Source organism: Chryseobacterium sp. 2987 (genome assembly GCF_031456375.1).
Classification (GTDB): Bacteria; Bacteroidota; Bacteroidia; order Flavobacteriales; family Weeksellaceae; genus Chryseobacterium; species Chryseobacterium vaccae.
The window spans coordinates 375,286-390,211 of sequence record NZ_JAVDUN010000005.1 but is presented as its reverse complement, the minus strand read 5'-3'; the positions used below and the strand labels follow the sequence as shown (position 1 = coordinate 390,211).

General features: G+C 38.5%; 15 protein-coding genes. 4 read left to right on the top strand and 11 right to left on the bottom strand.

Annotated elements, in window-relative coordinates:
- Positions 1 to 16: 16 nt before the first annotated feature.
- The 4 genes from mug to J2Y40_RS17205 all read right to left on the bottom strand — a co-directional run bounded on the left by mug (position 17) and on the right by J2Y40_RS17205 (position 1,754).
- Complete coding sequence (gene mug, locus J2Y40_RS17220) at positions 17 to 517, bottom strand: G/U mismatch-specific DNA glycosylase (protein ID WP_310000348.1); 501 nt, start codon at positions 515 to 517, stop codon at positions 17 to 19.
- 124 nt (positions 518 to 641) lie between these two features.
- Positions 642 to 1,154: a TlpA disulfide reductase family protein gene (locus tag J2Y40_RS17215; protein ID WP_153392331.1), complete on the bottom strand. Its 513-nt coding sequence runs from the start codon at positions 1,152 to 1,154 to the stop codon at positions 642 to 644.
- Positions 1,147 to 1,581 (bottom strand): rhodanese-like domain-containing protein, encoded by a 435-nt coding sequence (locus J2Y40_RS17210; protein ID WP_153392329.1) that lies wholly within the window; start codon positions 1,579 to 1,581, stop codon positions 1,147 to 1,149. Before J2Y40_RS17210 ends, J2Y40_RS17215 begins: the two co-directional genes overlap by 8 nt.
- Before the next feature lie 11 nt (positions 1,582 to 1,592).
- Entirely contained in the window at positions 1,593 to 1,754 is a 162-nt protein-coding gene (locus J2Y40_RS17205; protein ID WP_153392327.1) for a hypothetical protein, read from the bottom strand.
- Between the two features lie 147 nt (positions 1,755 to 1,901).
- Here J2Y40_RS17205 and J2Y40_RS17200 point away from each other — a divergent pair, with 147 nt between their 5' ends.
- Positions 1,902 to 3,581 carry an FAD-binding dehydrogenase gene (locus J2Y40_RS17200; protein ID WP_153392317.1) on the top strand — a complete coding sequence of 560 codons (1,680 nt, stop codon included), beginning with the start codon at positions 1,902 to 1,904 and terminating at the stop codon, positions 3,579 to 3,581.
- Between the two features lie 9 nt (positions 3,582 to 3,590).
- Complete coding sequence (locus tag J2Y40_RS17195) at positions 3,591 to 4,394, top strand: SDR family oxidoreductase (protein ID WP_310000344.1); 804 nt, start codon at positions 3,591 to 3,593, stop codon at positions 4,392 to 4,394.
- A 7-nt stretch (positions 4,395 to 4,401) separates the two neighbouring features.
- On the opposite strand, the gene J2Y40_RS17190 is transcribed toward J2Y40_RS17195, so the two are convergent.
- From J2Y40_RS17190 to J2Y40_RS17165, 6 genes are all read right to left on the bottom strand, one after another.
- On the bottom strand, positions 4,402 to 4,971 hold the full coding sequence (locus J2Y40_RS17190) for a hypothetical protein (protein WP_310000342.1): 570 nt from the start codon (positions 4,969 to 4,971) through the stop codon (positions 4,402 to 4,404).
- A 226-nt stretch (positions 4,972 to 5,197) separates the two neighbouring features.
- Positions 5,198 to 6,091 (bottom strand): hypothetical protein, encoded by an 894-nt coding sequence (locus tag J2Y40_RS17185; RefSeq protein WP_153392311.1) that lies wholly within the window; start codon positions 6,089 to 6,091, stop codon positions 5,198 to 5,200.
- A gap of 12 nt (positions 6,092 to 6,103) precedes the next feature.
- Positions 6,104 to 6,937, bottom strand: coding sequence for a hypothetical protein (locus J2Y40_RS17180; protein ID WP_153392309.1), 834 nt, complete (start codon positions 6,935 to 6,937; stop codon positions 6,104 to 6,106).
- A gap of 11 nt (positions 6,938 to 6,948) precedes the next feature.
- A complete protein-coding gene (locus tag J2Y40_RS17175) occupies positions 6,949 to 7,773 on the bottom strand; it encodes a hypothetical protein (protein ID WP_153392308.1) in 825 nt (274 codons plus the stop codon).
- Between the two features lie 126 nt (positions 7,774 to 7,899).
- Positions 7,900 to 8,223, bottom strand: coding sequence for a helix-turn-helix domain-containing protein (locus J2Y40_RS17170; RefSeq protein WP_310000339.1), 324 nt, complete (start codon positions 8,221 to 8,223; stop codon positions 7,900 to 7,902).
- A gap of 17 nt (positions 8,224 to 8,240) precedes the next feature.
- Positions 8,241 to 8,675: a recombinase family protein gene (locus tag J2Y40_RS17165; protein ID WP_153392306.1), complete on the bottom strand. Its 435-nt coding sequence runs from the start codon at positions 8,673 to 8,675 to the stop codon at positions 8,241 to 8,243.
- 523 nt (positions 8,676 to 9,198) lie between these two features.
- Here J2Y40_RS17165 and J2Y40_RS17160 point away from each other — a divergent pair.
- Together J2Y40_RS17160 and J2Y40_RS17155 are read left to right on the top strand one after the other, a co-directional pair.
- Positions 9,199 to 10,785, top strand: coding sequence for a tetratricopeptide repeat protein (locus J2Y40_RS17160; protein ID WP_310000335.1), 1,587 nt, complete (start codon positions 9,199 to 9,201; stop codon positions 10,783 to 10,785).
- Positions 10,786 to 10,927: 142 nt separating this feature from the next.
- Positions 10,928 to 12,775: a chloride channel protein gene (locus J2Y40_RS17155; protein ID WP_153392303.1), complete on the top strand. Its 1,848-nt coding sequence runs from the start codon at positions 10,928 to 10,930 to the stop codon at positions 12,773 to 12,775.
- Positions 12,776 to 13,052: 277 nt separating this feature from the next.
- Here J2Y40_RS17155 and J2Y40_RS17150 read toward each other — a convergent pair whose 3' ends face one another.
- The gene (locus J2Y40_RS17150) at positions 13,053 to 14,861 is read right to left on the bottom strand and encodes a hypothetical protein (protein ID WP_153392301.1); all 1,809 of its coding nucleotides are present in this window, start codon (positions 14,859 to 14,861) and stop codon (positions 13,053 to 13,055) included.
- Positions 14,862 to 14,926 lie beyond the last annotated feature (65 nt).

Here is a 14,926-nt window from a genome sequence, read left to right as displayed (position 1 = left end):
AAAGAGTGATTTTTAATTACTTCTGAATGGCAAGATGAAATTCACGGTAAGAGGTAACAAGATCGTCAAGCGAAAACCCTCGGTTCAGTCCGCTGGTATTAGGCAAAACCCAAACCCTGGCTCCGCAGAAATCTTCAGATTGCTGCCCCCAGACAATCTCTTTCTTTTTAGAAAATGCCTTGTAAGCGGCTTTACCAAGAAAAGCAACATACTTAGGTTGAAATTCAGTTATCTTGGCTTTAAAAACTTCCAGAGAATCATCAAATTCTTCTTTTGAAAGCTCGTCTGCACGAGAAGTTGCTCTTGCTACGGCAGTTGTCAAGCCATACCCAAAATCTAAAATAGAAGTATCGTTTACTGCTTCAATCTCATAAGGTGTAAAGCCGGATTGATGAAGAACTCTCCAGAAACGGTTGCTTCTTCCTGAAAAATGGTGCCCGTCATCAGCTGATTTTAAGCCTGGATTTATTCCGCAAAAAATAACATCAAGGCCGTGGGTAATGATATCTGTTAACATGCTATATATGAAATTGATAGTTTCGAAAATATTCTGTTTTCAAACTGTAATAAAATAATGTATAAAGTAAATAAAAAAGAGCGGTAAAATTACCACTCCTTACAGATTATTATCGTTGATAATCTTACTTCTTACTTAAATTCTGTTTCAGAAAATCCTCTAACTCTTTTCCATGAAGATTTATGGCTAAAATAGTTCCTTCTCCATCAATAATAACATTAAAGGGAAGCTCATCAACTTCATAGGATTTGGCCACCGGACTTTTCCAGAACTTAAGGTCACTTACCTGTATCCAATTGATATTGAAACGATGAATTGCTTTTTCCCAGCTCTCTTTATTCCTGTCCAGAGAAACTCCTACAATTTCAAATTTTTTATCTTTTACCTGATCTGAGAATTGATCATACAAAGCCTTCAGTTCCGGCTGTTCATCCATACAGGGAGCACACCAGGTGGCCCAGAAATCAATCAGAACAATCCTGTTTTTTAATGAAGAAAGTGAAAAAGAATTTCCATCAGGTCTTGCAAGTATAATTTCCGGAGCTTTCTTTCCTGTTTCAATATTTTTCTGCGCAGAAATGTATCCTGTACAAATCATTAAAAACAGAATGCTGAAAAATGTTTTTATTCTAATCATTGGTAGGATAATCTTTATCTAACCAATCCGTTTTGATATTTTTCGGAAGGTTGAGTAGTTTTGCATTTTTAAAGCCCATTTCCTGTAACAGTTGAAATGCCGGGCGGATATTAGGACATTTTACGAAAGGACAGCACCCACAGTAAATCACAACTTCTCTTCCTTTTGGAATTTTTTTAAGATAATTTTTTAATTTTTCCAGATTTTCCGGTTCATGGGTCGGACCAATGTCTACGGAACCTTTAATAATAGCTTCCGGACCTACTGAAATAATAACCAGATCTTTTGTCTTGTGCTGGGTAATTCTGGAGGCTAATAATGCAGGATCCATCAGTTGGCTTTCATTCCACGGATCCTGCTTCTGTTGTGCTGAAACCTGGCTGAAAACCGAGCATACAAGGCACATCATGATCAACAAATATCTCATACTTTTTATTTTTAACAAAGATAGAATGTTTTATTGAGTTTGCCGTCAAAAACCGGATGTAGTGGTAAAAGAGAAATTTCGATATCTTCTACAAGCTTTATGATAATAGACTCGGCCTCAATAGGATGTTTTGTACCGTCTTTAGCTACAGCAAATGCTTTATACGGCATCATTTTCGCTTAATTTTATGAACAAAGATAGATGATATAAATCTGTAGAGATCCCTTTCCGGCATAAATTCTCTCGATAATTTATATGTTGAAGCGCAAATATTTTATACATTTAAGTAACGTATTATTAATCAGGAAATCTCTTTACGAATGGAAACAATATTCCAGCCCGATGCCATTATTATCGGATCCGGATTGGCAGGACTTACTGCTGCCATGGAAATTACCAATGCCGGAAAGAAAGTGCTTTTAATAGATCAGGAAACAGAACAGAATATTGGCGGACAGGCATTCTGGTCGTTTGGAGGGCTGTTTCTGATCAATTCACCACAACAGCGCAGAATGGGAATCAAAGACTCCTATGAACTGGCTCTCCAGGATTGGAAAGGCACTGCTGGATTTGACCGTAAAGAAGATTACTGGCCCCGCAAATGGGCAGAAGCTTATCTTAAATTCGCATCCCAAGAAAAGTATGAATACATTTCCAGACTCGGCATCAAACTGATGTTTATGGTGGGCTGGGCTGAACGTGGTGATGGTTCAGCAAATGGCCATGGAAATTCAGTACCGCGTTTTCATGTCAGCTGGGGAACCGGTACAGGAGTTGTAAAGCCTTTTGTAGAAAAAGCGTATCAGGCTCAAAAAAAAGGCCTGCTGCAGATGAAATTCAGACACAGGGTTACTGAATTAATTGTTGAAAATGGAAAACTCAAAGGAGTGAAAGGAGATATTCTTGAAGATGATGATAAAGCAAGAGGTGTGGAAACTAACAGAAATGTAATTTCCCAGTTTGAATATACGGCGCCTCATATTATTATTGCATCAGGAGGTATTGGTGCCAACCACGAACTGGTAAGGAAAAACTGGCCGGAAAGACTGGGGACAGCCCCGGAAAATATGGTGTGCGGAGTTCCTGCGTATGTGGACGGAAAAATGATTGGTATTGCAGAAAATGCAGGAGCACATATTATCAACCGTGACAGAATGTGGCATTATACAGAAGGAATCCAGAACTGGGATCCAATATGGCCCAAACACGGTATCCGGATACTTCCGGGGCCGTCTTCTCTATGGTTTGATGCAAAAGGCAACCGCCTTCCTGCTCCATTTCTTCCCGGATTTGATACGCTGGGAACATTAAAATACATCCAAAACACCGGATTTTCTTATTCCTGGTTTATCCTGACCCAAAAGATCATTAAAAAAGAATTTGCCCTGTCCGGCTCAGAACAGAACCCGGATATTACCAATAAAGATTATCCATTATTTCTTAAAAGGATATTCGGGAAAAAGGCGCCAGGCCCTGTAGAAGCTTTTAAAGAACACGGAAAAGACTTTATTGTTTCAGACCATCTTGAAGATCTGGTAAAAAAGATGAATGAGCTGTCCGGGGACCATCTTCTGGATTATGAAAAGATAAAATCACAGATAGAAGCCCGGGACCGGGAACTGGATAATAAGTTTTCAAAAGATACCCAGGTTAATTATATACGCAGTACGCGGAATTATTTAGGAGATAAACTGGGACGTGTAGCCGCACCGCACAAGATACTTGATCCTAAAAACGGCCCCCTGATTGCTGTTCGCCTAAATATACTTACCCGGAAAACACTGGGTGGAATTAAAACCAATCTAAGCGGTCAGGTTCTGAAGGAAGATGAAAGTGTACTGGAAGGGCTGTATGCCGTTGGTGAAGCCGCCGGATTTGGCGGTGGCGGAATGCATGGCTACCGTGCTTTGGAAGGAACTTTTCTCGGAGGTTGTATTTTCTCCGGAATGAAGGCCGGAAAGTATATTGCAGAACTTAAAACAGATAATTCCAATACATAGAATAACAGAATGAACACTTATTTTAACGATAAAGTAATCTGGATTACCGGAGCATCTTCAGGAATCGGAGAAGCTTTAACCAGGGAACTCGCGGAGAAAAGCACTGCAAAAATCATATTGTCATCCAGGCACGAAGCCCAGTTATATGCTGCTGCTGAAAAAGCCGGACTTCCTGTAGAACGTTTTGCAGTAGTACCTCTGGATCTTGCTGACTACCAAAATATGAATGACAACGCTGCAGAAGCTGTAGAGAAATTAGATAAAATTGATATACTGATAAATAACGCAGGCTTGTCACAACGTTCTCTGGCAATAGAGACGGATATTGAAGTGGATAAACGTTTAATGGATATTAATTTTCTGGGAACCGCTGCAATCACCAAAGCTGTAATTCCTTATATGATCAGAAACGGTGGTGGACAGATTGTTGTAGTGTCCAGTCTGATGGGTATTTTCGGGGCTCCGATGAGAAGCGGTTATGCTGCTGCGAAACATGCCCTCCATGGCTTTTTTGATTCGCTCAGAGCTGAACTGTATGAGAAGAAAATTCTGATTACCATTATCTGTCCCGGGTTTGTGCACACTAATATCTCTGTGAATGCCGTAACGGGTGACGGTTCTCTGCAGGGAACAATGGATGATGCCACTATGAAAGGAATGCCCGCAGATGTATTTGCAAAAAAAATGCTGACCGCGATTCAGCAAAAGAAAAATCAAAAATCTATAGGAGGACGCGAAGTAACAGGTGTTTACCTGAAAAGGTTCTTCCCTGCCCTGCTGGCGAAAATAGTCAGAAAAGCAAAAGTGGTGTAATGACAGATTATTTTAATTTATTTTCCTTTAGAAATGTCTGCCGGGTTTTATAAAAATCATTCTCTGACTGGAAGACTTTGTCATATAACTGTTTTTTTTCACGATAAAGAAACTCAATTCTTTTCATTGCAGAATCCGCTTCTGCTCTTTTTCCATTTCGGATTAGTTTTTCCGATTCTATTTCCTGTTTTGAAAAAAGATAAAGATTCTTGATTGCTGTATAGTAATTAACAGAAGTATGCTGCAGCTCTTTTCCCTGAGAAACACCGTCTGTATTGGCTTTCTGAATGTCTCCGATTATTTTGTTAAACTCTGCTTCCTGCTGATCAACAACAGCCAGAGCACTATCATATTCATGGGCGATCAGATAGTTCAGTTTTTTTTCCTCTAAGCCTTTCTCTCCTACAAGCATACGGAAACTCTGCTTTTCCTGCCTGTCAATGATCTGTCTTAGCTTAACTGCTTTTTTATTTTCACATGAAAAAAGGACTATAAAAATGATAAAGGCTGCTGTTTTTTTTATAAATGCCCGCAGGCTTATAGAGGTGTATTTTCCTGTCAGAATGTAAGATTTCATATCAATATATTTGTGTTTATTTTAAATCTAATGCAAACATCGTGCAGACATTCTATAGTGAATTTTAGATATCTGTTTTTCAGCACAAAAGATGTAATTCTGTTTTCAGGAATGTAAGATAACCCAATATATTTTTCTATATGAATTCCGGAATTTTATTCCCTCGAAGAGGGCCGGGACAGAATATCCATCCCAGCTATATAAAGACATTTGTGTTTCATGGATATTATTGTTCTACAATGGTAAGGACGTTATATCCTCCTGTATTAAGTAAAGACCGTTTATCCGGATCCCATGCTACATTAATCCATACAAAAGGTCTGAGCTTATCTCCGGCATTCAGATATACGCTTACCGTACATGCAGATCCTGCAATCACCGTATTCGGGGGATTTCCGGTATCCTGGGGATAGCCATTATTGGTTTTTACCCTTTGCGTTACCTTATTGGAAGAGTCTCTTACCTCCCAGATGGCTTCTGTCTGATTTTGCCCAAAGCTGGTATTGATCTGGCTTGGAGCGAGTGCAAAAGTAAAAGTGGCAAAATAAACCCCTGCTCTAGGGGCTGTAAATTCCCCTGTTACATGGTTAAAATTAGTTCTGGGCTGCCCGGAATCCGAATCCAGCTTCTCAGTCCATGAAGTAAGGTAAGCAGAAGATCTTCCGGGAATTCCGTCTGTATAATCTCCCACGGGCCATAAACCCGGTTCAAAAACGGTACAATTGCTGTCTGTTTTCTCTGCCATAACTATAATTCTGGGTTTCCCGTATGGAAGAATTGGAACCCATACAGCTCCGTCAGAATATTCTATATATCCCTGGACACCGATAGCCGGGCTGGGATTGTATCTGATGGCTCCGGCTCCGGCCTCTGCTGCCGTCTGGTCAGTCATTCCTACAGCCATAGCTCCATTTGTCCCGCCTCTCAGGTCGATTGCTGTTTTTGGAAGAGCTACTCCGGCTCCTATTTTTCCGGTTTTGTCAATGAGCACTTTTTCAGTAGTATTTATTTCCACAGCATTATCCTGATTGGGATTAGAAATGCCAATACCAATCTGGGCTGAAAGAATGCCCGGAAAAACTCCAAGACTTAAGAATACTATATTTTTATTCAGTTTCATGTGTTTAGATTTTTATAATTCATAAATACTAATGCTGTTATTGGTTCCACCATTGCTTGTATCAATATTTCTGATCCCGCCGAAATTATGATAGACTTTAAACTGAACGGTATTTCCTGCAGATAAGTTGAATATGGCAGTACAGTTGCCTCCCACGATATTGCTTACCGTATTGACGTCCCAGGCCGGGTAAGAATTTACGCTTCTGTAAATCTGAATATTATTTGTGGAAGTACTGCTTTCAATAATCGTCTCTATTCTGGAATTCTGGGCAATATTGGCATCTGCCAGGCTGATATTAAACGAAACGATATAAAACCCTGCTCTGGGTGCTATAAAAGTCCCTGAGCTTCCATTAAAATTTGATTGCGGGTCTGTAATGACGGACCATCCGTCTACGATTGTAATCGCATTGTTTCCAAAAGTCCGTGCAGTTCCTTTATTGGCCAATACCAATGCTTTAGGGGGAAGAGTCATGGGAAGATTATGCCAGGCTGCTCCGTCAGAATATTGGATGATATTTCCGGTACTGTATCGTATGGCACCTGCTTTGGCCTCGGTAGCGGTCTGAGAACTGGTTCCCAATCCAATAATACCTTTCTGATCGGCAGACCGGATATCTACTCTGGTTTTTGGGTCCAAAAGCCCGACTCCTATTTTTCCTTCAGAAGTTACTACTACATCATTTAATATTTGTGTTGTAGAAGGTGGTATTCCTGTATTATCCTTAGCAGCATCAATATGAAAAGACTGTAAGGGATCTTTTGTGAATACACCGGTTTGTGCATGCAGAGATAAAGAGAAAATAATAAAGAAAAGCATGCCGTATATACTGTTAATATTCATTTTAGTGTTATTTAATGTTCTATAATGGTCAGATTGTTAAAACCGGCATCGGGATGCAGAAGGTCTGAATTTACTCTTAAAGCTCTGGAAGAGGTGGTAATATTCTGGCGAAGCTGAGGCCGCACCGTCTGATTAGCCGCCAGATTTACAGTAATTGCTGCAGAACCGCCAATCTGGGCATCTTCATTAGCCCGCGCAAATGTTTTGAAGGAACGTGCAAGAATAGATGTGCTGCTTGGACTGAAGAACTGGCTGGTTACTTCAGAAGAATTGATTACCGGGCCTGAAACGAAGTTATAAGTCATCAAAAAGGTGTATATTCCAGCTCTGGGCGCAGTAAAAATTCCTGTCCCCGGATCGAAGCTGTTAGTAAGATCCCTTACTTCATTCCATCCGGTAATGTTTACATCCACATTATAAGCAACAGAAAATGCATTGGTCATTCTTGCGACAACGACAGCCTTAACGGGAAGAATAATGGCAGCTTCCCAGGTATTGCCATCAGAAACCTGGATCTTTGAAGATGAAGATTCATATCTCACAGCTCCTGCTCCGACAGCGTTGGCCGTCATTGTTGTAGAGCCCAATCCAAAAGCATTTTGTGTTCCGGATGTTCTCATATCCAGTTTTACAGCAGGAAGTTCTACTCCTGCGCCAATAAAACCAGATTTTGTAATAATGAGATCATTGCTTATTTGCTGTTGGGTAACTGGATTTCCGTTGTCTTTTGCCCCATCTATATGCAGAACCCCCAGAGGTTCTTTTGTATGGACTCCTATCTGCGCGGCGGCAGACATCGAGATCAGGAGGGCCATGGGCAGTAGATTTTTTTTCATTGTATACTGTTTAAATTAGAATTGAAAGGTTAGTAAGAAAATAACCGATGGGTAAAATGACTTTAGGTATCGTTTGTAATGATATTTAAAATCAACAGGTTAAATAATTACAACAAAAGCATTTTTTTACAGATATTTCTTTTTCCATTTGGTGATTGTATTCCTGCTCAATTTGAAATGACGTGAAACCTGGGTATTATTGTAGCCGTTTTTTTTCTGAAAATCTAAGATCTGAAGGATGGACTGCTGGTCAAAAAAACGATGTTTCTGGTTAAAAGAAAAGGTCTTTTCATCTTCTCTACCAGAAATAATACTGTTGCAGGTAATCACATCCAGCATCGAAAGATTTTCTTTGGATAATATACCTTTGATTTCTCCTTTTTTATCAGGATACTTTTCATTAATCATATCTGTGTAGATTTTTCTGTAATCAGGGCTGTTTTTCATCATGTTTTAGGGTTTAAAGCTTATTTTTCAGGGATATTATACTTATTCATCCACTTGTAGAGTGTACTTTTGGGAATTTTGTACTCAGTAACAACAGCCGATTTTGTCATCTCCCCTTTCCTGATCTTATCCAGAACAAATTCTATGATTTCTTTTGTATAAAGGTTTTTTCTGAAGGCAGGAAGTGAAGACAGTAACTTTTTCTTCTGGACATAGTCAACGGAAGACTGTGGAGCATATAAAATCAGATGCTGTGAATACAGTCTGAAAAAATCATATTCCAGAAGTTTACACCATCGAAGCAATAAATCTGTACTTAATTCAGCAGACTGATACATTTGAGTGATTTCATCTTCTGAAGCATTTAAAAACCGGGAGATACGCTGTATTTCCAGTCCGCTTTTTTCTACACATTCCTTAATGAGCGGCCCGATATTTAATTTTTTTAAATCCATATGTGTGTTTTTTTGTATGCTTATTTTCAGTGTTTAATAAAACAGGAGAAAAGCAATGGAACAAAATTTCGGATTGAGGGAACAGGAAATTTTGATAGTAACATTGCTTTTCATAATCCGTGTTTTAGAATTCAAGCCTGAAATTCTGTGTTTTTAATAAGCTTAATCTTTTGCAACATTAGCAGTTTATGAAGAGACGGGAAAATGAACCCTGTTGTAATTTCTGAATATATTACATCCTTTAAACCGGATAATACACTTTGAATATTTGTAAAAAATTGATTGCCTTTCTATCATTTTCCTTTAACTATAGAAACAGAAAGTGTAATAGTTTGTGTAAAAAGATCAATTTTTTAAAAAACCGAAGACACATTTGGTCTTCAATAAAATTTGTAAATTAAAGAACTTATTATCAGCGTGTTAAATTTATAACACAGTATGATAAATTCGGAAAAACTAACACCGTTTTTACGAGATTATAGTTAATTTTACACTTAATTTGCGAACGCAAAAACACAACTACATGAAAAAATCAGCTCTATTTGTCCTCTGTTTTATTTTCGGATTTTATTACGCACAAGTTGATATAGGATTTATTACACAGATTGAATCAAAAATTAAAAAAGCTGAAGAGCTTGCTAAAGATAAACCTTCCCAATCCATAGAACTTTCACATGAAATCTATACCATTTCAAAAAAGAAAGGATATAAAAAAGGAGTTCTGGAGAGCAGTGTTATGCTTATGGCCAGATACTTTGATCTGGGGAACCATAAAAAAGTAATCGATTTAAGTGGAGAAGCTGAAAAACTGGCACTGGAACTAAAAGACGCCTCTATTCTGGCCAATGTTTACAGACTGAGGGCTTCATCCTATACAGAACTCGGTTTCAATGATGAATGTATCAAAGAATTAAGAAAAGCATTAAAAATATCTGAGAAAATAACATCCAGTGATAAAAAAAACTATTTAAATGCTTTAACATACATTGGTTTCGCAAGTTATTCGGCCCATGTGAATGCACCGTTGGATAGTGTTATTTATTATCAGAAGAAATGCCTTGAAAGCACAGTGAAGATTGGAAACGATAAGGATTTTGTATCGAAAAAATATCATATGCTGGCACTGGTTAATATTAATCTGGGAATGACAAGTGTTGCTTCCGGAAGGATAAATGATGCAGAAACTTATTTTGGCAAAGCTTTAGAAATATGCCAGAACAAACAATATAATGTTTCTAAAAACCTGGAAATAACTGTTCTGAATGAATATGCCTGGCTTTACTATGATCAGAAAGAATATGACAAGTCCGTCTATTATGCATCCCGTGCCGAGCAGTTTGAGAAAATAATCAGCATGCCTTATATCCGAAGAGATATATACGAAGTATACTTCAAATCCTATGTAGAACTTGGAGAAAAAACGGCTTCAAAAAAATATATGAATCTCTATACAAAGCTTAATGACAGTTTAGTGAATGCAGAAAAGAAAGCCATCAATATTCCTGTAAAACAAATAATGGATAAACAGGGCCAGGCCCACACCGGTAATATCCGGAAAATTCTGCTGTCTGCATTGGCTCTCATTATTTTTATTACTGCGGCAGGCTGGGTTTTATGGAGAGTAAGCAGAAAAAAGCTTCACGATAAATATGATCTTGCCATCAAAAACCTAGAAAATATTCCTGCTACTCCTACAGATCGTGAAGAAGCGGGAAACTCGGAAAAAAGTATCTATATTACCGATGATACCATGAATATGATTCTGCTTAAGCTGGATAAATTTGAAAAATCCCAAAAATTTATTAAAAAAGATCTCAGCCTTACTTCTCTTGCGAATGAACTGAATACCAATACCAGATATCTTTCAGAGATCATCAAACAGCATAAGGAGAAAAATTACAATAATTATATCAACAGCCTCCGCATTGATTATATTACCAAAAAGCTGTATGAAAATCCCATTTACAGGGAATATAAGATCAGTTATCTGGCTGAAGCCTGTGGTTTTTCTTCCCGGGAAGTTTTTGCCGTTATCTTTAAAAAAGAAACCGGGGTGAGCCCCTCCTACTTTATCAGCAATCTGAAGAAAGATCATTCTGAATCCAGCTGAAGCCTGTTACTCAGTCTTTTTATGTGAAATTATTTTCGATTGACTGGCAGCACATTACAGCCGTTTGCTTGAAATTAGGTTTATCTGTTTATAAAGATATGCTTACCTTTACATTACCTTTTGAGGTTAAAACTATTCTCAGGTGAAGATTCACAACAAAAAAAAATACCTAAGCTTTCTAAAATTTAAAAGAGATTTTCAGAATTACGGACTGGAAAAAGCCCGTAGTTATGAACTTATTCTCCATTGGCTGAACAACAGACTCAGCAGGAATCAGTTTCTGGTGCTTTCCGGGATCCTTGTAGGCTGTACTGCCGGTCTTGCGGGGGTAATCCTGAAGACGCTGGTGCACAATATCCATTATTTTATTACCCATAAGGTTCATTTCGAATATCAGATTTTATTTTATATTGTTTTTCCTTTTTTGGGAATTGTTCTCACTACATTGATTGTTCTTACTTTGTTTAAAGGTCAGGACCGGAAAGGAATCGGAGCTATTTTGTATGAGATAGCACAGAATTCAAGCATTGTAGCTTCTGTAAAAATGTATTCCCAGGTAATTCAGAGTGCCGTAACGGTAGGGCTTGGAGGATCTGCGGGGTTAGAAAGTCCGATTGCGGTAACCGGGGCAGCTATTGGGTCCAATTATGCCCAGACCTACAGACTGAGCTATAAAGAACGTACCCTTTTGCTGGCTGCCGGAGCCACTGCCGGTATTGCTTCTGCCTTTAATGCACCAATTGCCGGAATCATGTTTGCTTTTGAAATTCTTCTTACAGGAGTGGTTTTCACAGATTTTATTCCTTTAGTGGTTGCTGCGGTCTGCGGAAGTCTTTTATCCAGAATATTGCTACAGGAAGATGTGCTTTTCAGGTTTTATACCAGAGAAGCCTTTAACTATAAAAATGTTCCCTACTATCTCATCTTGGGAGTGGTAACAGGACTTTATGCCCGTTATTTTGTTTTTATTTCTCAAAAAGTAGAGCATTTTATCAGCAGGCTTAAGCTTTCAAGAATACGTAAGGCTATGTTTGGAGGGGCCGTACTCTCCCTTCTTTGTGTTCTTTTTCCTCCATTATTCGGAGAGGGATATGAAACTGTAAAAGCTTTTACAGGAGGTGAAATTCAGGCTGTAATTAGAAACAGTTTTTTCAGATATTTTGAAATCGGAGACTGGACTGTGATTATTTTTCTTGTTCTGGTATGCCTATTAAAGGCTTTTGCTACTTCTTTTACTATATTCAGCGGAGGAAACGGAGGTAATTTTGCACCTTCTCTTTTTGCCGGAGGAACAGTTGGTTATTTATTTGCATTGATATGCCAGCATCTCGGTTTCACGGAAGTCCCGGTTACAAATCTTGTTCTTGTGGGGATGGCTGGTGCCATGAGCGGAGTCCTTTATGCTCCTCTTACCGCTATTTTCCTGATTGCAGAATCCAGTTTCGGATATGATCTCTTTATCCCGCTGATGATTGTTTCGGTGATGTCTTACCTGATTGCAAAATGGTTCTCTCCTATTTCTCCGGAATTGAAATCACTAGCTGACCAAGGGAAAATTTTCACCAATAAACATGATAAAAATATACTTTTTGCACTAAGAACAGAAGATTTTATCGATAAATATCCCGAAACCATCCAGGAAACAGCTTCTGTTTCCGAACTCTTTGAACGGGTGAAAAACGGGAATAAAAATATCTTTGCAGCGGTAGATCAGGAAGGAAAACTAAAGGGCATTCTTACCCTTGATGATATCCGGCCGTATCTTTTTAACTTTGAAGCAGACCATTCTCTGACCGTAGCCCAGATCATGAAAACTCCGCCAGCCGTACTGCATCGAGAGGATAAGCCTCTGGAAATCCTTCAAATATTTGATGATACAGGGATGTGGAATCTTCCCGTGGTAAGTGAAGACAACGGATTTATAGGGTTTATTTCAAAATCGTCTATCCTGATGAGCTACAGACAGCTTTTGAAAGAATATTCTGATTAGTTGGAAAATGCAATGACACAAGGGTTTTAACCATTACGCTGCTTTAAAGTGCTGGAACATCGAAGATTTTCAGTAAGTTATAGATTGTTTTATCGGAGATAAAATCCTTGCGTCTTATACCATGAAGCTGATTAAAAAATAGCGACTTTGCGTAACTCCAACAAAAATCTGTGAGCATAAAAAAAATCTCAGATTTTGCAGATTACAATATTCATAGTTCTAATGAAAAACAGCCTTCTTCCGAAAGCTGTTTTTATCTATCAATTAAAAAGACCTGTTACTTTTCAACCTGAGGAATCTCAATGGCTGTAAGTTCCAGTTTATGTTGCTGCAATTGCAGATTTATAGTATCCAATGTGTTTTTAAAGAAAGACGTTTTTTTAAAAAGATCGCTATAATACTCTATCCCCTCCAGCATATTCTTTTTGAATGCATTCCATTTTTTAGTCTGTGCATTGGTCATCGTTACAGAAGAATTTTCGATTTCTTTCTTTAAATAGGCCACATACATTTTAAGTTCGTTGATAAACATATTGGGACGTTGTTTATCAGGAAGGATATTGGCATTTCCATAGATATGCTGTACCATTTCTGACAGGGAAACTTCCTTATCAAAGAAAGCAAGGTTCGGTCCGGGGCATATTACCACACCCTGTTTTTCTCCTTTTATCCGGATATTCTGTTCCATATAAGCTGAATTTACCAGCCCTACACACAGGCAGGCTTTATCGGTAATCTGTGCTTTTCTTTTGTTAAAATCTTCAGCAGATAGTGTTTCCTGTTCAGTCTGTAGTTCTTGTAATTTGATATCCTGATACTTTTTTGAAGCAGTACAGATCCCTTCTGATGAGAACTCTTTGCTTAATGCCAGCAGCTTTTTGGGACATGAGCTTCCGTATCTTCCAGCTTTTTCTTTCTGATGTTTTACTGCTTCATTGGATGTTCCCCGTATGGTATTGAAAGGAACTCCTAAAGGAGACATATTGCTCGTGTAATAATCCTGTTCTTTAGCTTCTAAAAGAAGTTTTCTGGTTTCAGGATCTACAGAAGTTGCTTCCGGAACCAGTAGGAATGGTGAGCCCCATCCTACGCTGTCCACATGATAGTTTTCAAGAAGAAAGTCATGTTCTTCTGAGGTACCCACTCCGCCCTGAACGGTAATTTTCATTTCTAACGGCTGAGAAACGGCATATTTTCCTTTCTGTTCCAGTGCCGCAGTCATTAAAGAATGAGCAGACTGGATCAGGTCGTTCTTTTTCTGCTTAAATTCTTCCATAATAGGTCCAAGCAGAAGTCCATCCGTGGCAAATGCGTGTCCTCCGCAATTCAGCCCCGACTCTATTCTGTACTCTGAAACCCAGAGCCCTTTTTTGGCCAGAAAATTACCCTGAATCATGGCTGAACGGAAATCACTGACTTTAAGGATTATTTTCTTTTTTATCACTCCGTTCTGATCAGGAAAGAAGTCTTCAAATTCTTCAAGATAACTGTAAAGGCGAGGATTCATCCCGGCAGATAAAACTACGGAAGAAGACAGCTTACTGTTGGCAAATCCCCGCAATGAAGCATGGGCGTCATTGTAGATCACCGGAAGCTGTTCGCCATTTTTATAATTGTCCTTATCCACTTTCGTCATGATATTGACATCTATACTTCCGGGCATTAAATTGGTTTCAATAAAATTTCTGATCCCACAACCAAAATGATCTTTCTGGCTGATAAGATTCTGAAGCCCGGCTTTCAAATCTGAACTATTGGGAAGAATTGAGATGAAGTTTTTTAATGCTTCTCTATTTCTGCTGATTTCCTGTTTGAATGATTCAAATTTTTCATTCACGATATCATCTACCATATCCAGATAGTCCGTAATTCTCTTGGCTCTGTAATCTTCCATTTTCGTGGAGATTCCCAGATAATTGAGATTAAATTTTTTGTTATAAAAATCTTTCATTTTTTCCAGGATCTCATCATCAATAATAGAGATCACGGAAGAAATTCCATATTGCGCAACACGAATCGGGCTGTCTATCGTATAGGCAAGCCCCATTACCGGAATATGGAAATTGTGTAAAGGTTTTTTTGTCATATTTTTTAATAAAAGTTCTTCATTAATAATACACTAAAATCCTTTTTAAACTAATTCACTCCTTA

Bases quoted from the DNA above. Each gene is read 5' to 3' on its own strand.
- J2Y40_RS17205 (WP_153392327.1), bottom strand. From the start codon at position 1,754: ATGATGCCGTATAAAGCATTTGCTGTAGCTAAAGACGGTACAAAACAT.
- J2Y40_RS17190 (WP_310000342.1), bottom strand. From the start codon at position 4,971: ATGAAATCTTACATTCTGACAGGAAAATACACCTCTATAAGCCTGCGG.
- J2Y40_RS17200 (WP_153392317.1), top strand. From the start codon at position 1,902: ATGGAAACAATATTCCAGCCCGATGCCATTATTATCGGATCCGGATTG.
- mug (WP_310000348.1), bottom strand. From the start codon at position 517: ATGTTAACAGATATCATTACCCACGGCCTTGATGTTATTTTTTGCGGA.
- J2Y40_RS17215 (WP_153392331.1), bottom strand. From the start codon at position 1,154: ATGATTAGAATAAAAACATTTTTCAGCATTCTGTTTTTAATGATTTGT.
- J2Y40_RS17165 (WP_153392306.1), bottom strand. From the start codon at position 8,675: ATGGATTTAAAAAAATTAAATATCGGGCCGCTCATTAAGGAATGTGTA.
- J2Y40_RS17195 (WP_310000344.1), top strand. From the start codon at position 3,591: ATGAACACTTATTTTAACGATAAAGTAATCTGGATTACCGGAGCATCT.
- J2Y40_RS17180 (WP_153392309.1), bottom strand. From the start codon at position 6,937: ATGAATATTAACAGTATATACGGCATGCTTTTCTTTATTATTTTCTCT.
- J2Y40_RS17160 (WP_310000335.1), top strand. From the start codon at position 9,199: ATGAAAAAATCAGCTCTATTTGTCCTCTGTTTTATTTTCGGATTTTAT.
- J2Y40_RS17150 (WP_153392301.1), bottom strand. From the start codon at position 14,861: ATGACAAAAAAACCTTTACACAATTTCCATATTCCGGTAATGGGGCTT.
- J2Y40_RS17185 (WP_153392311.1), bottom strand. From the start codon at position 6,091: ATGAAACTGAATAAAAATATAGTATTCTTAAGTCTTGGAGTTTTTCCG.
- J2Y40_RS17170 (WP_310000339.1), bottom strand. From the start codon at position 8,223: ATGATGAAAAACAGCCCTGATTACAGAAAAATCTACACAGATATGATT.
- J2Y40_RS17175 (WP_153392308.1), bottom strand. From the start codon at position 7,773: ATGAAAAAAAATCTACTGCCCATGGCCCTCCTGATCTCGATGTCTGCC.
- J2Y40_RS17210 (WP_153392329.1), bottom strand. From the start codon at position 1,581: ATGAGATATTTGTTGATCATGATGTGCCTTGTATGCTCGGTTTTCAGC.